This window comes from Rhizobium ecuadorense (genome assembly GCF_001187535.1).
GTDB lineage: Bacteria > Pseudomonadota > Alphaproteobacteria > Rhizobiales > Rhizobiaceae > Rhizobium > Rhizobium ecuadorense.
Window position 1 is genome coordinate 48,059 of record NZ_LFIO01000812.1, and the last position, 19,281, is coordinate 67,339.

Consider the following 19,281-nt stretch of genomic DNA (forward strand, 5'->3'; position numbering starts at 1 on the left):
AATCCTCGCTTCAAATTGGTCTTCTCATGCAATCTCCCGTTTCCCCGAAGGTGGGACCGAGCCGCTTCCGCCGCTTTCGGTTGTTTTCACCGATCCTGGCCGGCGCGACCTTGCGAGAGCGGCTGATCGCATGTCTCGGCGCTTTGCTGGCCATCGGCCTCACCGGCGTCATCAGTGGCTATCTGTTCGGGCAGGGGCCGCATCTTCCCCTGATCGTCGCGCCGATGGGGGCATCCGCGGTGCTGCTTTTCGCTGTGCCTTCAAGCCCGCTTGCCCAGCCTTGGTCGATCATCGGCGGCAATACCATTTCCGCCCTGATGGGAATCATCGCTGCCTATTTCATCCGCGATCCGATCATCGCGACCGGCGTCGGTGTGTCGCTTGCCATCGGCGCCATGTCTTTCACTCGATGCCTTCATCCGCCGGGAGGCGCGGCGGCGCTGACCGCCGTGCTCGGCGGTCCTGTCGTTGCCGGCTGGGGTTTCCTCTTTCCCTTCGTGCCCGTCGCCTTGAACTCCTGCATCCTCGTCGGCCTTGGGCTGCTGTTCCACAAGCTTTCCAAGCGGAATTATCCGCACGTCGTTCCAAAACCGGCGGAGAACAACCATCAGACGATCGACCTGCCATCGGCCGTGCGGGTGGGCTTTCGCGACGAGGATGTCGATGCCGCCCTCGCCGCGCTCGACGAAACCTTCGATATCGATCGCGCCGACCTCGGCCGGCTGCTGCAGCAGGTCGAGTTGCAGGCGGCGATCCGCTCAAACGGCAAGATCAGCTGTGCCGATATCATGTCGCGCGACGTGATCGCCGTCGGCGAAGCTGCAGAACCGGATGTCGCCCGGCACCTGCTTTTGAAGCATAATATCCGGACGCTGCCGGTGAAGGATCCGGAGGGTCGCCTGATCGGCACCGTCGGCTTGCGGGAATTGTCGACGAGCACCGATAGGATCGCGCATGCGATCTCGAAACCGGCCGTGGCGAGGCCTTCAGATCCGGCCCTGTCGCTGCTGCCCGTCCTGACGGACGGATGCACGCATGCCGTCATCATCGTCGATGACGACTACAGGATCCTCGGCCTGATATCGCAGACCGATCTCCTGAGCGCAGTGGCGCGGCTGCTGCCGAACGACAGCGCCCCGATCTCGGCCGTGGCCTGAGCGGTACTCGTAGATTGTCAAGCAGGGGGAGAATGAGCCGGTGTTGATCGAGCGCGATCCGAGTGGGGATTTTATCCTGGATTCATCCGAACTCGCGGAACGGTTCGGACTGTCGCAGGCCGATCTGCGCCGCCACATGCGGCATGGCTCCCTCGTCAGCTCCGTGGAAATCGGCACCGCTGGACACGAGGGCACCAAGCGGGTGTCGCTTCGGCTCGGCAACAGGCTTTGGCGCGCGGTGCTGAATGATGCGAATGAGGTACAGCACGAGCAGATGATCGTGCTTCGGGGAAAATCATCCGGCCGAAACCCCGACTGACGGCGACCTCGGCCTCGCCGCAGGTCCGAAGCTGATCCGGCACATCAAGGATTGCGACCTTCTGATCGATCGGCGGCTTTTGCGGGCGACGGGTGTTTCCTGATGAACGGGCAGGAGCTCGCGACCGCGATGCAGACGCGCGGGTGATCTTCCTCGTCATCAACAACGGCATTTACGGCACGATCCGTATGCATCAGGAGCGCAGCTATCCCGGCCGCGTTTCCGGCACCCGACTGACGAACCCGGATTTTGCGTCGTTGGCGCGATCCTATGGCCTGCATGGCGAGACCGTTGATGAGATCGAGGATTTCGTCGGCGCCTTCGAACGCTGCGAGGCATTAGGTAAGCCGGCTCTTATCGAAATCCGGATCGACCCGGAAACGCTGACGCCGAAAACGAGCCTGAGCCAAATTCGCGACCAGGCTATCGCATAGGTAAAGTGATTACGGGAAAGCGATCGCGGGATAGGTGATCGCAGGAAAACGCGCCGCTTGAAAGGCAGGCGGCGCACATCAATCCTCTGTTTCGCTATTCGCCGGCTCGTCGAGCATCGTGCGGTGGCGATGGAGGCTTTCCTCCCGGTGGGCGATCAGCGCGTTTTTTGCGACCTTGGCGTTACCCCGGGTGATTGCTGCCAGAATGGCGGCATGTTCCTTGTTGATCTTTTTCAAATAGGTGCTGTAGCCGCGCGCGCTAGTCGGCGCGCGCCTCGACCACGGCGTCATCAGTCACGAGGTTTTCGAGATAGTCGTAGGCGCGGGCGATCAGCGCCTCGGGCGCGCGTCTTGCAGATATGCTCGGTTTCGGGGATTATCTTGTCGATGACCTGAAATGGATGCGGAATTTGCTTGCCGTCGATTTCTTTCACCTGCGAGCGACAGGAATATCCTGTCGCCATAAGGATATGGGTCTCGCCGGCGGCATCCAGCTCCGGCTTCCAGCTCATCGCATAAAGACGCTCGGAGATCGGCCGGTTGCGAGCCTCGTGGCCGAAGGTGCCGGCCATGCCGCAGCACCCGGTTTGGGCTGGCCGAAGGTCGATGCCGAGACTTTTGAATATTTTCTGCCATTGCCCGACGGAGGCCGGCGCATTGGTGCGTTCCGTGCAATGGGCGAGCAACCGGAAGCTTCTACTCGGAGCGGCGGCAGATGAAGCGGCGAGCCGGTCGAGATTGTCGATGAGCCATTCCTGCGGCAGCAGAACGGTCGCCTTCAGCATCCCCTTATATTCGCTGCGAAAGGCGAGCGTCATCGACGGATCGAGCCCGACGAGCGCCACGCCTGTCTCGTACAGTCGCTGCAGATAACGTGCGGTCCGCTCGGCCGCCGCCTCGAAGCGTCCGAGATAGCCGTGAACATGCAGGGCTTTGCCATTGACGTGGGAGGTTGCAAGAAAGGGCGTCAGCCCCATTTTCCGAGCGATCCGGATGGCAGCAAGCGCGACATCGGGATCGAAGTGGGCGGTGAAGGCATCGGCGACGAAAACGACACTCCGCTGCCTTTCCTCGCGCGACAGGGCTTCGATCGCCTGAGCGGTCGCAAGCGGCACGCCGAGGCGGACGGCTTCCCTTGCGAGCGAGATCTGCGGCAGACGCGGCAGGGAAGTCAGCCCGGTCATGCTCATCATCGTCCTGCCGGCGCGCGTGCCGACGATGAAGTTATAGGCCGGCCGGATGCGCCGGACGAACGGCAAGGTGGTTTCGATCGCTGCGACCAGCGGATCCTTCAGCGGGCGGAGGTAGCGTCCATAATAGAGTTCCAGGAATTTCGAGCGGAAGGCCGGCACGCTGACTTTCACCGGACATTGCCCAGCGCAGGCCTTGCAGGCGAGACATGTGTCCATCGCCGCGCGCACCTCGTGGGAAAAGTCATCCCGATTGGCCGGGTTCAGCGAGTTGAAAGCGCGGCGCGCGAGACTTACGAGGGGCGTGCCGCGCCGCAGCCGTGTCACCTCCTGGCGCGGGTCGATGCCTTTTTCGGCAAGCAGCCTCAGCCATTCCCGCATCAGCGCGGCGCGGCCCTTGGGGGAAAAACGCCGGTCGCGCGTTGCCTTGTAGGAGGGGCACATCGGGCTCGTTTCGTCGAAATCGAAGCAGGCGCCGTTGCCGTTGCAATAGGCGGCGTTGTCGAACGCGGAGCGGATCTCGTTGCCGATGATGCGGTCGATATCTCCCCGCAGCGGGACATCGTCGATCTTCGTCAGCACTTCCGCGGAAGGGGTCGCGATCTTGCCCGGATTGAGCCGATTCTCAGGATCGAACACCCGCTTGATTTCCTGCAGGCTGGGATAAAGATCGCCGAAAAATTCCGGCACATATTCCGAACGCACGCCCTTGCCGTGCTCTCCCCAGAGGACGCCGCCATATTTGCGGGTGAGCGCCACGACGGCGTCACTGATGTCGCGCACCAGCCTGATGTGGTCGTCGCGGGTGAGGTCGAGCGCCGGCCGCACGTGCAGGACGCCGGCATCGACATGGCCGAACATGCCGTAGGAAAGGCCCGCGCCATCGAGAAGCGAACGGAACTCGCGAATATAGGCCGCCAGGTTTTCCGGCGGCACGGCCGTATCCTCGACGAAGGCGACGGGCCTGACCGGCCCCTCCACATTTCCGAGCAGGCCGACCGCCCGCTTGCGCATCGACCAGATCGCTTCGGCTTCGGCATGGCCCCGGGCGACCGTGTAGCCGGCATGGCGTGCATTCGCGTCCGTGTCGAGTGCGGCGGTCACTTCCGAAAGCTTGCGCTCGAGTTCCTCTTCATCGTCGGCAAGCACTTCGGCGATGTTGATGCCGTTGGTCGCGTTCGCCGGATCGTCGGGAAAGAAGCGGGCAATGCCGGTCCAGACGATGTCGCCTTTCGCGAGGCCGAGCACTTTCTCGTCGACCGTTTCCACCGAGGCGACCTTCAGCGCCACCAGGTTGCGTGCATCCTCCAAGGCGGTGTTGAAGTCCCCGTAGCGGATATTGATCAGTGCCGCATGGGCGGGGATCGGCAGAAGGTTGAGTTCGGCTTCGGCGATCATCGCCAGCGTGCCCTCGGAGCCGCAGAGAACGGCGTTGAGGTCGAAGCGTCCGTCGCCACGTGTGACATGGGCGAGGTCGTAGCCGGTCATGTAGCGGTTCAGCTTCGGAAAGATCTCGGTAATCCGCTCGCGCTTTTCCCGCGCAATCCGTTCGACCGTCCTGTGGATTTCGCCGAGGCGATCCTCGCGCGCGGCGATCCCCGCGAGCGCCTCTGCATCGAGCGGACGCGACCAAAAGTCGGACCCGTCCATAAGCACGACGCGCAATCCGAGGACGTGGTTGCTGGTCTTGCCGTAGAGGCAGGAGCCCTGGCCGCAGGCGTCGGTGGAGATCATGCCGCCGATGGTGGCGCGGTTGGAGGTCGAGAGCTCCGGTGCGAAAAAGAGGCCGTAGGGCTTCAGTACCCGGTTCAGCTCATCCTTGACGACGCCGGCCTGGACGCGCGCAACCCTTCGGACCGGATCGATTTCCAGAATGGACGTCATGTGCCGCGAACAGTCCACCACGACGCCCGATGTCAGGGATTGGCCATTCGTGCCGGTGCCGCCGCCGCGCGGTGCGATGCTTATCCCCCGGAAGGCCGGTTCCGATAGAGTGGCCGCCACGAGCTGCAGGTCTTCGACGCCCCTCGGAAAAAGGATGCCGGTCGGCTCGATCTGGTAAATGGAATTGTCGGTCGAAAATACCGTCCGGCTGGCGGCGCCGGTCTCGATATCGCCGGTAAACCCCGCCTCGACGAGGCGCTGGAAGAAATCCGCGGGAGGAAGGCAGATCGAGATCTTTGGCTGCAGGCGTGGAATCATTTCGAAACCTTCAGAATGCACTTGAGCTTTGCCATGATCGACATCAATCTCAAAGCGCCGATGCATCTGACCCGCGCATTCCTGCCTGCCATGGTCGAAAGAAAGCGTGGCCACCTCATCTACATCGGTTCGAGCGGCGGTCAGGCGCCATATCCGAATATGGGTGCCTACGGGCCGTCGAAGGCCGGGCTTAGCCTGTTTTGCGACAATCTGCGTTGCGACCTGCTCGGAAGCTCGGTGCGCGTGACCGAGGTGGTGCCGGGCCGCGTGCAGACGGACCTCTATCGCACCGCAATGGCCGGCAATCAGGCGCGAACTCTGCTTTGCGACGGCTACCGCCCGATACAGCCCGCTCACATCGCCTCGATCATCGCGAATGCCATCGAGCTTCCTGTTTTCGTCGACGTGTCCCGGATCGAGGTCTTCCCGACCGACCAGGCGACCGGCGGCGGCACGATGGTCAAATTCTCTGAGCAGTAAGCGGGCGATCCGCAGACGTGCCAACGATGGCCGAGCCTTCCGCACCGGCATTCCGGCGCCTCGATCGCACGGCAAACGATGCCGACACCGAGGCGCCGGTCTCCCCCTCCAGGGAACAGAAGTGCTGCTCCGGCGTTCGAAATGAAAGAAGATGATTCCCACGTCTTTCCGGAGTGCCTGTCATGGAAGAAAAGGCCAATACAATCAAAGATCTCAGCGTCGAGGAACGCGAGGAGATCTTCGTTGACATCGCCCGTACGCTGGAAGACACGGCACGTGAGGCCCTTGTCGAGGGCGATGCGCAATTTGCAGAACTTTCCATCAACATGGCTGAAGCAATTCGGGTCAGCGCCGACGAACTGGCCCGTGACGATCCCGAGAATGCCGAGCGCGTGCTGCTGCGGGCAACGGCGATGATCTCGCAGTTCGAGGCCGTGCATCCCTATCGCATGGTGAGCGTGGCCGTTCATTGACGGCCGGGATAGCGCCCGGGCGCTCCGGCCCGAGCCTCCACTCAAATCATTGCCATCGGTGGGAACTCTTGCAACCCGCGAGGTTTATCGGATCGAAATATCTTTGCATGAGTGGAAGGATGACCGGTATGACGCCCAGATCCGCCCTGCCGCCGGAAAGCGGCACTGACGACGCACGCTCCGCCGACACGCAGCAGGCGGCGGATGATCGTCGCAGGACGTTGGAGAATGCCCGCAGGAACGTAGGCACGGTGATAGGCGGCGCCGACACCGAAACACCCAGCCTGAAACTTGCGAAGGAATATTTGAGACTCGGTGGCTGCCGCCGGTCCAAAATTGACGACAACATCACCGAAGTCCGCCAATGGGACGAGGATCCGCCGGAGGCCGAACGGTTCTGGAAGGAGCGGGTGGAGACGCTTTCAAAAGATGCGCGTAAACAGGTGGAGGATTTTCTGCCGACCATCAACACACCCTGAATGGCTGATTCAAATGTGCTTGGAGGAGATCATGGCTATAGACAAGCACGAGCAGATACGTCGCCGTGCTTACGAAATCTGGGAGGCCGAGGGTCGCCCGGATGGTGCGGACCAGCGCCATTGGCTGCAAGCATGCGATGAACTGGCCGGCGAGGACGAGCATGAGACGCTGCAGGACCTGCTCGATGAAGACGACAGGGATGATGCGGCGCTGCTTCAGGGCGCCGGTGAGAGCGGCGATTTCGATCGGCGGCCACCAAAGCGCGGCCGGGTTACCCAGGTTCTTCCCGTGCCTGATATCGAAATGACGGCGGGCGAAAAGCCGTCCCAGCGGAAGATCAGGAAGACCGAAGGGCCGTGATCCGATGCAGCATCTCGACCACGCCATCCAAATCGCTCTCGAGGCGCATGAAGACCAGGTTGACAAGACTGACCGGCCGTTCTTCGAGCACTGCCAGCGGGTAGCACTTCTCGTTTCCGGCGACGATACCCGAACGGTCGCCTATCTTCATGACGTCGTCGAGAAGGGAAGCGGGTGGACGCTCGACAGGTTGAGGGAGGAAGGCTTTCCGCCGGCAATTATCTCCGCGGTCGATGCCCTGACGCGGCGGCCCGACGAGCCGGATGACGATTTCGTCAGACGTGCGGCATCCAATCCGCTAGCCCTGCCGGTCAAACAGGCCGACCTCGAAGACAATCTCCGCCAGGCCGAACATGCCGGCAAGAAAACGGAAAAATACCAGCGCGGCCTGGATCTCCTGCGTACCCTGAGGAACTGGCAATAAGAGCGCTCGGCAGCGCGCGCGCTACTGCGCCTTCATCTCATGTGCCGCGAGCGGCCACGGGCGTTTGCCCCATTTCACGTTTTGTTGGCAAACCACACGATCGGAGTGCCGAGCACCCCTCCCTTGCGCATCGCTGCCTTCAGTTCTTCCAGCTTACTGAAAGCCTGAGCCGCTTCCAGCGTGGCAAACTCGTGCGTAACGGTAATGTCGTTCGGATTGTCGGTGGCCCGGTAGACGGCTTCCGCCGTAACGCCATTGGCCTTTTGCACCTGTTGAAACGCATCGTATGTCTTGCGCCAGGTGGCGTAGTCGGAGACCTCGTGTCTGACGAATAACGTCGTCATATCATCCTCCCGCGTTGCATTTCCAAGTCTCGTTGAGATGTGTGCTACGATTGAACCAGGAACATCATGGTCTCGGGCAGGACGCCGTCACTCGCCATCGCATCAGCCGCGGCCTTGGTCTGCATGAAGTCCATCAACTTTTGCATGTCCGCAACGTCCATGACCAAACCGACGCGGTTAGAGGTTTGCGGGTCTGTAAAAGTGCGAATATTCGTGACGCCGATTGGTTCTAGCACCTGCTTGCGAACAGGCGAGGCGAGCCAGTGTTTCGTGTCTTTGACGTCGTGATAGATCATTATGGTAGGCATTGCATCCTCCTCCCATAGTTCCAAAATGAAATCATAGTATACCACCAAGCCTGTCAGGATTTCACTTCAATAATATTTATTTAGGAGAATTAAGTTATGAAATTGAGAGGGTAGGTATGATTATTATCAGTAATCCGAAAATATTAATGGCGCACGAGAAGATAAATACATAGCTCGGCAAATCTGAAAGATGGGTACGCACTTTAGGATACGATGACAATATCGGTCGACGTATCATCGACAATCGAAGCCGCGCAGGGGAGGTTCAGCAATGAACGAACGCCTACCATTTGATCTCAAGGCCTATGTGCGCGGCATTGAAACAAGGCCATGTTTTATCTGCGGCTTGGTCAGGAACGAGCCCGCTTGCTTTCATCATCGCATTTTCGAGGACGATGAGACCATCATCTTTCTGAGCAAATATCCGACTCTTCCGGGTTATTGCCTTGTCAGTCCGAAGGAGCACCGTGAGGATCTGGCGCGAGATATATCGACAGACGAATATCTTCGATTGCAGGAGAAGGTTCACATCTTGTCGCGCGCCCTCAAAAGGCTGTTCGACGCCGAGCGAATTTATGTGCTTTCACTCGGCAGTCAGCAAGCCAATAGCCATTTACATTTTCACGTTGTTCCCTTGCCTTCAGGCGTGCCGCTTGAAAAGCAGCAATACCATGCGTTGATGGCAGAGCATGGCGTTCTGCAGATACCGGACGATCAAATGGCAGAATGGGCGCAGCAGATCGCTGAGGCGTACCATTCCGAGCTGATTAATCGCAGTTAGGCCTCACCACGCCCGAGTGGTCCGAGGATGGTGATGCCTTCGCTGCGTGCGGCGTCCGCCATCTTTCGGTCGGCCGTCGCCAGAGGTTGGTCTTGTGTTTTCGCCAGGGCGACGTAACTCGCGTCATATCCCGACGATGTGATGCGCGAAGTGTAATGAGTTGGTGTGGTGGCGGGATTGCAGCTACATCAGGAGAGCAAAGGCCGGCACGCGCATGCCGTTTTCGCGAAAGTGCCACTCCAGTTCGTCGAGATCCGGGCAAGCCGGCGGATTGGCGAGCGCCTCTGCCCAGTTCTCCCCGCTGGGCAATGCCATCGCCGCGGTGACGAGGACGGTGGTCCCCGCGCCGATTTCGCCGCGGAGCTGCGGCAGAAGGGTCTTGGCGTGGATGAGGTTGGTGTTGGGGATCGGGCTCATCGCGTGGCCGGTCCTCGGACGGGCCGACAGATCCACGATCGCGCTGACATCCGTGCGTCCGTACCAGACGGCCCTGCCTTCCGCCTGTTCGGATCGATCGGCATTGAAATCGGCGCGTTCGATCGCAAAGCCACCCTCGATGGTGCTGAGCGTACGCGGCGTGGCGATGCGGTGGATGCGGATGTGCCAGGGGTTTGCGGGAACGAGCCAGGTTTCGATGGTGACATCATTCCAGGGGCGCCACCGTGAATAGAGCCGGTCGCCTGCTATCAGCGCCTCGTCGAGGGTTTCGCGCATGCGGAAATGGGTGCCGTCGTCGGAGAGGCCGAGCATGCCCTCAAAGCTTGCGGCGGCAAAATTCCGGTCGTCGGCTTCGATATTGAAGGCGTAGCGGGTGGAATAGACGAATTTCGAATATTTCTCGTTGGCGCCGCGCATCTTGTCGTGCTGCTGGCCGGAGGAGAGCACGACGACATTTCCGGGGGTGTGCATGGCGACCATACCCGCCGGCTTCAACGTCACCGCTTCCGGGAATTGCGGCTGCGGCGCCTCTTCGGCGGTCCAGAAGGGATGGTCCTCGGGCAGGGCGAGCGGCAGGAAGAATTTCAGCGCCCAATAAGGCGAGCCGGGAGAATTATAACTCTCGCTCATCAGCAGGTTCGGATAGCCGTAGCCGATGGACAGAACGCCGTCGCGGTCCGCGATCGGCAGTACCGACCACCAGCGGATATGGCGCATGTAATAGCCCTTGATCTCCGCCCAGGGCAGCGCCTCGACGCCGGCAAAGGCAAGCGCGCCCCAGAAGCCGCCGGCCGCGAAACGGTAGGTCTGGCTGCGGCCGAAGGCAAGGGCAGCGCCATCCGGGCCGAACCAATGGCGGACATCCCTCGCGAAGGTCCGGGCGCGATCGCGGAAGCGATCCTTGCGGGCATCGTCGCCGCGCGCCAGCACCGTATGGATCAGGCCGTAGAAATGCATGGCGAAGGGGATGTAATGATCGACCCGCCGCACCGGCCCGTCGCGATACCAGCCCTCGCCGAGATCGAAAGCCTCCAGCTCGTCGAGATAGGCGACGGTCTTCCCGTAGTCGAAAGGAATACCAACGCGCTCCAGCCCGAGATCGATGAGGACGCGGAAGAATTTCCAGTTGTTGTCGATGAATTCCAGTTCGCGTGCCGCGATGAGGTAGGCAGAGACCGTCTTCTTGTCGGTGTCATCAAGCGGCTCCCAGATATGTTCGGGCACGAGCGCCAGCGCAAAGCCGACGGCGGCAAGCTCGACCAGCCGCTGGTTGCGGTCGGCGAGATCGCCCCAATATTCGGGATGATCAGGGTTGGTCCCATTTGCGAGGCCGCGCCGATAGAGATCCCAATGCGGAAAATGGCCGCCGCCGGCGGCAAGGGGGACGATGCCCCAGAGCGGCCGCGCAAATCCTTCCAGATCCGCCGCCGCCCGGTCGAAGATCGCGCCGGTGGCGCCCAGGCGCACACGGGCGCCACCTTCGGAAAAATAGGGCAGAAGCGGCTCGAAGAGATCGTTGACGGCCTTTGCCAGATCATCGCGAGTCTTCAGGGGATTGCCGGAAAGCGGATTGGCTCTGGTGGGATCATATATCATCGTCAGCTCAAAATTTCCTGAAACAGGATCGGCCGCGGGCCATGTGATGGTCCGCGGCCGCCGGCATTTCGTGAGGCTACTTGATGGCCTTCACGCCTTCGGTCATTTCCTTCAAGCCGTCATCGATGGGGGTGTTGTCGGTCATGATCGCATCGTGGACGCGGTTGAGCACGACTTCGATCTTGGCGGCGTTCGGATTGACCGCCATTTCCAGATAGGCCTTCGATGGTATCAGCGCCTCCTTGCTGGCCTCGTCTGCGGGGAAACCGGGTGTCGCCGCGATCTTTGCACTGACGTCGGCGGTCTTGAGCGCCGGGAAGGTGCCCGTCGACGCGACGACTGCCGCGCCTTCCGGGCCGGTGACGAACTTGATGAAGTCGAGGGCGGCAGCCTTGTGCTCGGAATTGGCGTTGACCGCCAGCCCCGAGATCTGTGCGGCCGTCGTGCCGGCTGCCACACCGTCGGGATGCGGGAACTTCACGATGCCCCAGTTCTTGCTCTTCGATTCACCCGATTTCACCTTGGCGATCTGGGTGCCGACGAACCAGGTTCCCATCGGCAGCATGCCGATCGTGCCGTTGAAGAAGAGCGCCGAGTAATGCGTGTTCGATGTCTTCAGGAAGGCATAAGAGGGGATGGCGCCATCCTTCTGCAGGGTGAGCGCGCGCTCGTACCAGGACTTCAGGAAGGCGTAATCGCCATCGACCAGCGTGTGTTTTCCATCGAGGATGCCGGGCAATTGGACGGTCGAGCGCCATGTATGCAGCAGCGCGCCATAGGTCTTGTTGGTGCCCATGCCGCCCGTGAGCTTCTCGGCGGTCTCGTCGAACTGCGCCCAGGTCATGTCGTTGCTGGGGTAGGGGACACCTGCCTTGTCGAAGATGTCCTTGTTGTAATAGACGATCCAGAAGTCGGAGCGGAACGGCAGCGAATAGATCTTGCCGTCGATGGTCAACTCCTCGATCAGGCCGCCATAGGGCGCCGGATCGATCTTCTGATCGGTCACAAAGCCGCTGAGATCGGCGATGTTGCCGGCGCGCACCAAATTGGTGTAGCCCGGCACGTCCTTGATGGTGACGATGTCGATATCTTTCGAGCCGCCGGTCAGCTGCGTCGAGATCATCTGCTGGTAGTCCTGCGAGCCGAGGTCCATCGGCTCAAACTTCACGTTCGGATGCTTGGCCTGATAGGCTTCGATCAGCGGCTTGTAGTAGGCAGTCTTGTCCCAGTCCCACAAAGCCCATTTCAGCGTCACGGCGTCCTGAGCAAGCGCTGCGCCTGCCGTCGTCGCGGCCAGAGTGAAACCTGCCACGGCAAGTTTCACCGTCCTCCCGATATTATCCAAATACATTCCTGTTCTCCTTCCCTGGATCAGTTATTTATGAAGCGTCTTGTGCATGCGGTTTGGCGTGCGTCGGCAAGTCCAGGACCATCTCCGCCGCGCGATGGGCGGCGAATGCGACGGCGAACATTCCGAGTGAAAAATTGAAGGTCGCCGGCATGAACACGGAAATCGGATAGAAGAGGATGTGCGCCAGCCACAGCGCGGCGTTGAAGGCGAGCGCGGCAAGCGCTGGGAGAGGGCGGGCGACGGAGGCAAGTGCGGCGAGGCGAAAGAGTCGTAGAGCCGGCAGGTCGCGCATCACCATCAGGACGATGAGATGGCAGGCGGTGACCGCGAGGAAAGCGGCCGCGACGAGGGCGATCGCCAGCGGGGCGGCGAGCGCCAGATTGTCCCGGGCGCCGGCGGCATATGTGGCAATCGCATGGACGCCGATGGCAAGCGCGCCCGCCAGGACCAGGCCGCAGGCGGTGGCGCGCCAGAAATAGCGCAGGAACGCCTCGGTGAAATCGCGCAGGAGATAAGTGTTGCGGTCTTCCACCAATGCCACCGAGACGCGGGCCGTGGCGGCGAGTGCTGCCGGCAGTGTCACCACGAAGAGTGAAGCGAGAATGAACAGGATGTTGAGCTTGACCATCTCCCACCATTCGCGGACGAGGATTTCGGCAAACAGAGCAAGGCCGGTCCTCTTCGGAGCATCCTTGGGAATGCCCGGCCCCTCCTTCGTCCACATCTCCCGCAACCATTGCATGGCCATCTCTCCAGGCGCTCAGTAGAGAATCGAGCGTTCCGTTTCCGTGTCGAACAGCTGCGCATTGCTCATGTCGGCGACGAGGCTCGCCTCCTCGCCGATATCGGGCCGGAAGCGCGGCGACACACGGGCGATGAGATTGCGTCCGCCGGCGACCATGTTCAGGTGCACTTCCGAGCCCATCGGTTCGGCAAGCTCCACCACCGCCTTCAGAGGCGCGAGATTTTCGGGCGGAATGTCGGCCGGCGGCAGTTCGTGGAAGTTCTCCGGGCGGATGCCGAGCACCAGTTCGCGGCCCTCATAGGGAGCGATCCTGCTCTTGTCGAAATGGGCGGGCAGCGGCAATTCTCGGCCGTCGAAGACGGCAACGTAGCTATCACCCCGGCGCTGAATGGTCGAGGGCAGCATGTTCATCTGTGGCGCGCCGATGAAGCCGGCGACGAACATGTTGACGGGGCGGTCGTAGAGGTTCTGCGGTGTGTCGACCTGCTGGATATGGCCGTCCTTCATGACGACGATCCGGTCGGCCATGGTCATGGCTTCTACCTGGTCGTGGGTAACGTAGATGAAGGTGGCGTTGAGGCGCTTGTGCAGCTTGGTGATCTCAGAGCGCATCGTGCCGCGCAGCTTGGCGTCGAGATTGGACAGCGGCTCGTCGAGCAGGAAGACGGCCGGGTTGCGCACCATGGCGCGGCCGAGCGCGACACGCTGGCGCTGGCCGCCCGAAAGCGCCTTCGGCTTGCGGTTCAGGAGATGGGTGATGTCGAGGATCTTGGCGGCATCCTGCACCTGTTTATCGATGAAATCACGCGACACTTTGCGCAGCTGCAGGCCGAAGGCCATGTTCTTGTAGACGGTCATATGCGGGTAGAGCGCATAGTTCTGGAAGACCATGGCGATATCCCGATCCTTGGAGGGGACGTCGTTCATGACGTCGCCGCCGATCTTGAGTTCTCCGCCCGAGATCTCCTCGAGGCCGGCGATCATCCTGAGCGTCGTCGATTTTCCGCAGCCGGAGGGGCCGACCAGGATGATGAATTCCTTGTCTGATATTTCGAGGTCGATATCGTGGACGACGGTGAGGGCGCCGTAGGATTTGTTCAGCTCTTTAAGTGAAATGCTGGCCATCGGGTTCTCCTGACGTCACCAATAGGAAGACCAGCGGCGCGAAAGGCGCGTCAAAGCTTCCATGTAATAATAATCTCCCCAGGAGACGCACTCATCGACGCCCTCGCCACGGCAGGTGTTGAACGGCGATTTCTTCGAATAGGTGGCGTGCAGCACCAGTCCGTTGGAGACAGTGGGATCCTTGACCGCATAATGGTCGGTCAGGCTCTTCATCATGCGGCGCGCGAGCGTGCGATAGCGTTCGGCGGCTTCGGCGTCGACGAGCTCGGCCATTTCAAGCAGCCCGCAGGCGGTGATCGAGGCCGAGGAGCTGTCGCGCGGCTCGCCGTCGCCATCCGAAAACACCAGATCCCAATAGGGCACCATGTCGGCCGGCAGCCGGTTGAGATAGAAGGCGAGCAGCCGGTCGAAGCTCCTGATATATTCCTCGATCCGCTCGTAGCGATAGGAGATCGCCATGCCCGCTATGCCCCAGGCCTGTCCGCGCGCCCAGGCGCTGTCATCCCTGTAGCCCTGCTTGGTGGCGCCGCGCACCGGCGCGCCGGTGACTGGGTCCATGTAGAAGGTGTGATAGGTGGAATCATCCGGCCGCACCGAATTGGCAAGCGTGGTGCGGGCATGAATGAGCGCGATCTCGCGATATTTCGGATCGCCGGTTTCGCGGCTTGCCCAATAGAGTAGCGGCAGGTTCAACAGGCAGTCGATGATATAGCGGTATTCTTCCGCCTTGCCCTTGCGGCCCCAGGCCTGGATGAACTGGCCGATCGGCTGGAAACGTTCGATCAACTGGTCGGCGGCGAGGATCGCGGCTTTACGGCCGTCCTCGTCTCCGACGAGTTTCCAGGCGGCGATGCAGGAGGGCGAATAGAGGAAGCCCATGTCGTGGTGATCGGTCTCGATGCGGTTGACGATCCGATGCAGGAAGGACTGGACCTGGATCTGCGCGGCATGGCGGAACACCGGCTCGCCGCTATGCTCGAAGGCAAGCCACAGCTCGCCCGGCCAGAAGCCGGCGGTCCATTGGTCGTTCGCCACGGCGGGATAGACATTGTTGACGCTCGAATGGTTCTGCGCGGCATAGGTGAAATCGGGAAGGTTGCGCCTGACCTGCTCGACGGCAAGATCGAGCGCGGCTCGTACCTCGTCGTCGGTGATCGGTAGCGGGGCGACGGATGACACGGCGTTCATGGCTTTAACCCTTCAGTCCCGTCGAGGCGATGCCCTCGACAAAGAAGCGCTGCAGAGCGAGGAAGACGACGAGAACGGGCACGAGGGCGACGACGGAGGCCGCCATGATCAGCCCGTATTCGGCCGAATATTGCGAGATGAACATGCGCAGGCCGATCTGGACGGTCTTCAGCTCGGTCTTGGTGAGATAGATCATCGGCCCGAGGAAATCGTTCCAGGTGCTGACGAAGGTGAAGATCGTCAGCGTCGAGAGGGCGGGCTTGGAGAGCGGCAGCATGATGCGCGCCCAGATCTGATATTCGTTCATACCGTCGATGCGGGCCGCTTCGCAAAGCTCGGTCGGGATCGACATGTAGAATTGCCGCATCAGGAAGACGCCGAAGGCGGTGAAGGCCTGCAGGCAGATCAGCGCCAGATGCGTGTTGTTGAGGCCGAACTCGCGCATCAGCAGGAATTGCGGCACCATATAAACCTGCCAGGGCATGGCGATGGTGGCGATATAACCAAGGAACAGCGTGTTCTTATAAGGGAAGTTTAGCTTGGCGAAAGCGTAGGCGGCAAAGCTGGAGGTCAGGAGCTGCAGCAGCGTGACGATGATCGTCAGTTTCGAGGTGTTGTAGATGAAGAGCGCAAGCGGGATCTTCGTCCAGATGTCGACGTAGTTCTGCCATTGCGGCTCAGACGGTATCCATTCGATCGGGAAGGCGAATACGTCGCGGCTGAGTTTCAGCGATGCCGAGAGCATCCAGGCGAAGGGCATCAGCATCACCACCGTTACCGTAATGACGATGGCATAGAGAAGGACCGTTTTGACGGTGACCCTGCGTCCGGCGATCCTCATGCTTCGTCCTCCCTCTGGCGGCGGAACTGGAACACCGTGACCGCGAGCACAAGGAAGAACAGCACCAGCGAAATCATGCTGGAATAGCCGAGATCCCAGGAAATGAAGGCCTCGTTATAGATGTGGTAGACGAGCACGAGCGTCGAGGTGCCGGGGCCGCCCTGGGTGATCATGAAGATCTGGTCGAACACCTTGAAGGACTGGATCGTCAGCATGACGGTGACGAAAAAGGTCGTCGGCCCGAGCTGTGGTACGGTGACATGGATAAATTTCTGCCAGGAATTGGCGCCGTCGAGGTCGGCGGCTTCATAGAGCTCGGCATTGATGCCCTGCAAGCCGGCCAGGTAGATGACCATGTAATAGCCCATGTTCTTCCAGATGCCGAAGAGGATCACCGTCACCATCGCCCAGTGACGATCGGCCGCCCATCCCGGCATGTTCTTCGGGTCGAGGCCGAGCGTGTAGAGGATCATGTTCACCGGTCCCATCTCGGGATTGAAGATCATGTTCCAGACGACGGCGACCGCGACCAGCGAAGCGACATAGGGAAAGAACATCGCCGTGCGGAAGAAATTCCGCCCCGCGATCTTCTGGTTGAGAAGGACGGCGAGGCCGAGCGCGCAGAGCAGCGTCGCCGGCACCGAGGCGACCGTATAGATGATCGTGTTCCAGAAGGCCGCGACGAAGGCCTTGTCGTCGAACAGCCGCCAGAAATTATCCAGCCCGGCGAAGGTGATGGCATTCGAGCCGTCCCAATGCATGAAGGCGAGCGCAAAAGCGAAGAGGATCGGGCCGAGCGTGAAGACGGCGAAACCGAGGAAATTCGGCGCGATGAAGGAATAGGCGACGAGCGCGCTGCGAATCTTGCGCTGGCGCTTGGACAGAGCCGCGACCTTCCGGCGTGGAGTTGCCGGGGCGCCATCCCTGGCGATGACCGAATTCGATATGGACACCGATGCTTCCTCCTGGTCGAGCATTCCGTTGGCGGCTTCCGGGCTTCTTTAACTAAATCCAGAGCCGTTCGGGCGGATGGGCGCCGCCTGTTCTTCCTCCTGCCAAGGACATAGCACATCTCCGGTATTGGTCAAACAAGTTCTGAATAGGTCATACAAATTTTATGGCGAGTGCCGAAAACATATGATAGGTGAGGATGGAGGCCAGAGGCCGGTCGATGCTTTTTCCGCTACGGGGAGGGACATGTTCAGCGAGATTTCAGGCGCGTTGCCGGACGTCCTCGGCGATTTCACGCCGGGAGCCGTCTGCTCCGATCGCGAAAGATGGAACGGAGTGCCGCAGGCGGTGCGGGACGTGGTCGTGCGCGACGCCGAAGCCACACTTGTGCGCTCATGGCCTCTGATCACGGCCGCGGATTACCGGGAATATACGGCGACCGGCAATCGCTCGCGCTTCGAGGCGCTTTATTTCACGCGGCGGCGGATGCTCAACGATCTGGTGCTGGGCGAACTCGTCGAAGGGAGCGGCCGGTTCCTGCCCGGCATCGTCGACGGCATCTTCCTGATCGCCGAGGAGAGCGGCTGGCAGCTTCCGGCGCATAATGCCTATGGGCGCGGCGGCCCGCGTCTGCCGCTTCCCGACAGCTCGCAGCCGGTCGTCGATCTCTTCGCCGCCGAAACGGCAGCCCTTCTGGCCACGATCGTCGCCTTGCTCGGCGATGCGCTCGACGGCATCAGCCCGGAGATTGCCGCGCGTGTGAAACGCGAGATCGAGGCCCGCATCCTGACGCCCTATCTCGGCCGGCATTTCTGGTGGATGGGCCACGGCGACGAGCGGATGAACAACTGGACGGCCTGGATCACCCAGAACGTCCTGCTGACCACCTTCTCGCTGACGACCGATCAGCCGACGCGCCGCTCCGTCGCCGAAAAGGCGCTCGGCAGCCTCGATGCCTTCCTGAAGGACTACGCCGAGGACGGCGCCTGCGAGGAAGGCGTGGTCTATTATCGCCACGCCGCACTCTGCCTGCACGGCGCGCTGACCGTGCTCGATAGCGTAGCGCCCGGTCTATTCGGCGAGGTCTGGCGGCAGCCGAAGATCCGCAACATGGCCGAATATATCGCCCATATGCATGTGGCCGGCCGCCATTATTTCAACTTCGCGGATTCCTCCGCCGCGGTCGAACCCTGCAGCGCGCGCGAATATCTGTTCGGCAAGGCTGTTGGTTCCGAGATGCTGTCGGCCTTCGCCGCGGCCGACCGGGCGGCAGCCGAGAGCCCGCATCTGCCGGGGGAATGGAACCTCTGGTATCGCGTGCAGGAACTGCTGACCGGGCCGGCGATTCCGAAGGCCGAGCCGAATGCGGCGCCCGGGCGGGATATCTTCTATCCCGGCATCGGCCTGTTCGTCGCCCGCGACGGGCAGTTTTCGCTCGCGGTCAAGGGCGGCAGCAATGGCGAGGGCCACAATCACAACGATGTCGGCAGCGTGACGCTCTACAAGAACGGACGTCCTTTCCTGATCGATGTCGGCGTCGAGACCTACACCGCCAAGACCTTCTCGCCGCGGCGCTACGAGATCTGGACGATGCAATCGGCCTATCACAACCTGCCGACATTTTCAGGTGTTATGCAGTCCGCCGGCGAAGCCTTCGGCGCTAGGAATGTCGAGGTCGAATTCGGCGAGGCGCGCGCGCGCATATCCCTCGAAATATCAGGCGCCTATCCCGAGGAAGCGCAACTTCGCAGCTATCGCCGCGCGGTCTCCCTGCTGCGAGGCCGCCATGTCGAGATCGTCGATACCCATGACGGCGACCGGCCGGCGCTCCTGTCGCTGATGACGTGCCTCGCGCCGACCGTCATCTCCGACAGGATCGATCTCGCCGATCTCGGCAGCATTTTTGCCGAGGGCGCCGGCGAAATCGAAATCGACGAGATCGAGGTGGACGACGCCAGGCTGAGATCGGCCTGGCCCGAAAAGCTCTATCGGCTGCGTGTGCCGCTTGCCGGCAAGCGCCTGAGATTGCAGATAAATTAAAGAGTTAGAGCATGATGTCGTCCGAAAACCGCTCACAGTTTTCGGCATCAAGCG

19 protein-coding genes and 2 pseudogenes are annotated in these 19,281 nt (G+C 61.2%); 10 read left to right on the top strand and 11 right to left on the bottom strand.

Features of this window, described 5'->3' with window-relative positions; genetic code table 11:
• Positions 1-26: 26 nt before the first annotated feature.
• The 3 genes and pseudogenes from AF337_RS14355 to AF337_RS14365 form a co-directional block, all read left to right on the top strand.
• The gene (locus AF337_RS14355; protein ID WP_049732565.1) at positions 27-1,157 is read left to right on the top strand and encodes an HPP family protein; all 1,131 of its coding nucleotides are present in this window, start codon (positions 27-29) and stop codon (positions 1,155-1,157) included.
• Positions 1,158-1,197: 40 nt separating this feature from the next.
• Entirely contained in the window at positions 1,198-1,476 is a 279-nt protein-coding gene (locus AF337_RS14360) for a DUF6522 family protein (protein ID WP_049732566.1), read from the top strand.
• A gap of 72 nt (positions 1,477-1,548) precedes the next feature.
• Positions 1,549-1,910: pseudogene (locus AF337_RS14365) on the top strand (thiamine pyrophosphate-dependent enzyme); the annotation flags it as partial.
• Between the two features lie 78 nt (positions 1,911-1,988).
• Here AF337_RS14365 and AF337_RS14370 read toward each other — a convergent pair.
• Together AF337_RS14370 and ydiJ are read right to left on the bottom strand one after the other, a co-directional pair.
• A complete protein-coding gene (locus AF337_RS14370) occupies positions 1,989-2,201 on the bottom strand; it encodes a GntR family transcriptional regulator (protein ID WP_049732568.1) in 213 nt (70 codons plus the stop codon).
• Entirely contained in the window at positions 2,201-5,302 is a 3,102-nt protein-coding gene (gene ydiJ, locus AF337_RS14375) for a D-2-hydroxyglutarate dehydrogenase YdiJ (RefSeq protein ID WP_049732586.1), read from the bottom strand. Before ydiJ ends, AF337_RS14370 begins: the two co-directional genes overlap by 1 nt.
• Positions 5,303-5,332: 30 nt before the next feature.
• Here ydiJ and AF337_RS14380 point away from each other — a divergent pair.
• From AF337_RS14380 to AF337_RS14400, 5 genes and pseudogenes are all read left to right on the top strand, one after another.
• Positions 5,333-5,782 (top strand): annotated as a pseudogene (locus AF337_RS14380) (SDR family oxidoreductase); the annotation flags it as partial.
• A gap of 182 nt (positions 5,783-5,964) precedes the next feature.
• Positions 5,965-6,255 carry a hypothetical protein gene (locus AF337_RS14385; protein ID WP_049732569.1) on the top strand — a complete coding sequence of 97 codons (291 nt, stop codon included), beginning with the start codon at positions 5,965-5,967 and terminating at the stop codon, positions 6,253-6,255.
• Positions 6,256-6,383: 128 nt separating this feature from the next.
• Positions 6,384-6,734, top strand: coding sequence for a hypothetical protein (locus AF337_RS14390; RefSeq protein ID WP_049732570.1), 351 nt, complete (start codon positions 6,384-6,386; stop codon positions 6,732-6,734).
• 31 nt (positions 6,735-6,765) lie between these two features.
• Positions 6,766-7,095, top strand: coding sequence for a DUF2934 domain-containing protein (locus tag AF337_RS14395; RefSeq protein WP_049732571.1), 330 nt, complete (start codon positions 6,766-6,768; stop codon positions 7,093-7,095).
• A 4-nt stretch (positions 7,096-7,099) separates the two neighbouring features.
• Positions 7,100-7,519 carry an HD domain-containing protein gene (locus tag AF337_RS14400; protein ID WP_049732572.1) on the top strand — a complete coding sequence of 140 codons (420 nt, stop codon included), beginning with the start codon at positions 7,100-7,102 and terminating at the stop codon, positions 7,517-7,519.
• A 74-nt stretch (positions 7,520-7,593) separates the two neighbouring features.
• On the opposite strand, the gene AF337_RS14405 is transcribed toward AF337_RS14400, so the two are convergent.
• Positions 7,594-7,863: an antibiotic biosynthesis monooxygenase gene (locus AF337_RS14405; RefSeq protein ID WP_049732573.1), complete on the bottom strand. Its 270-nt coding sequence runs from the start codon at positions 7,861-7,863 to the stop codon at positions 7,594-7,596.
• Positions 7,864-7,907: 44 nt separating this feature from the next.
• Positions 7,908-8,171, bottom strand: coding sequence for a hypothetical protein (locus tag AF337_RS14410; protein ID WP_049732587.1), 264 nt, complete (start codon positions 8,169-8,171; stop codon positions 7,908-7,910).
• A 271-nt stretch (positions 8,172-8,442) separates the two neighbouring features.
• Here AF337_RS14410 and AF337_RS14415 point away from each other — a divergent pair, with 271 nt between their 5' ends.
• Positions 8,443-8,952, top strand: a complete 510-nt coding sequence (locus AF337_RS14415) for an HIT family protein (RefSeq protein WP_049732574.1) — start codon at positions 8,443-8,445, stop codon at positions 8,950-8,952.
• A gap of 183 nt (positions 8,953-9,135) precedes the next feature.
• Here AF337_RS14415 and AF337_RS14420 read toward each other — a convergent pair whose 3' ends face one another.
• The 7 genes from AF337_RS14420 to AF337_RS14450 form a co-directional block, all read right to left on the bottom strand.
• The gene (locus tag AF337_RS14420) at positions 9,136-10,986 is read right to left on the bottom strand and encodes a DUF2264 domain-containing protein (RefSeq protein WP_049732575.1); all 1,851 of its coding nucleotides are present in this window, start codon (positions 10,984-10,986) and stop codon (positions 9,136-9,138) included.
• A gap of 76 nt (positions 10,987-11,062) precedes the next feature.
• Positions 11,063-12,337 (bottom strand): ABC transporter substrate-binding protein, encoded by a 1,275-nt coding sequence (locus tag AF337_RS14425; RefSeq protein WP_049732576.1) that lies wholly within the window; start codon positions 12,335-12,337, stop codon positions 11,063-11,065.
• A 28-nt stretch (positions 12,338-12,365) separates the two neighbouring features.
• The gene (locus AF337_RS14430; RefSeq protein ID WP_049732588.1) at positions 12,366-13,079 is read right to left on the bottom strand and encodes a DUF624 domain-containing protein; all 714 of its coding nucleotides are present in this window, start codon (positions 13,077-13,079) and stop codon (positions 12,366-12,368) included.
• Positions 13,080-13,097: 18 nt separating this feature from the next.
• Positions 13,098-14,207 carry an ABC transporter ATP-binding protein gene (locus tag AF337_RS14435; protein WP_049732577.1) on the bottom strand — a complete coding sequence of 370 codons (1,110 nt, stop codon included), beginning with the start codon at positions 14,205-14,207 and terminating at the stop codon, positions 13,098-13,100.
• A 15-nt stretch (positions 14,208-14,222) separates the two neighbouring features.
• Positions 14,223-15,395, bottom strand: coding sequence for a glycoside hydrolase family 88 protein (locus AF337_RS14440; RefSeq protein ID WP_049732578.1), 1,173 nt, complete (start codon positions 15,393-15,395; stop codon positions 14,223-14,225).
• 4 nt (positions 15,396-15,399) lie between these two features.
• Positions 15,400-16,236, bottom strand: coding sequence for a carbohydrate ABC transporter permease (locus tag AF337_RS14445; RefSeq protein ID WP_049732579.1), 837 nt, complete (start codon positions 16,234-16,236; stop codon positions 15,400-15,402).
• Complete coding sequence (locus AF337_RS14450; protein ID WP_210293161.1) at positions 16,233-17,213, bottom strand: carbohydrate ABC transporter permease; 981 nt, start codon at positions 17,211-17,213, stop codon at positions 16,233-16,235. Before AF337_RS14450 ends, AF337_RS14445 begins: the two co-directional genes overlap by 4 nt.
• Positions 17,214-17,433: 220 nt before the next feature.
• Between AF337_RS14450 and AF337_RS14455 the strand changes: the two genes are divergently transcribed.
• A complete protein-coding gene (locus AF337_RS14455) occupies positions 17,434-19,227 on the top strand; it encodes a heparinase II/III domain-containing protein (protein ID WP_049732580.1) in 1,794 nt (597 codons plus the stop codon).
• Positions 19,228-19,281 lie beyond the last annotated feature (54 nt).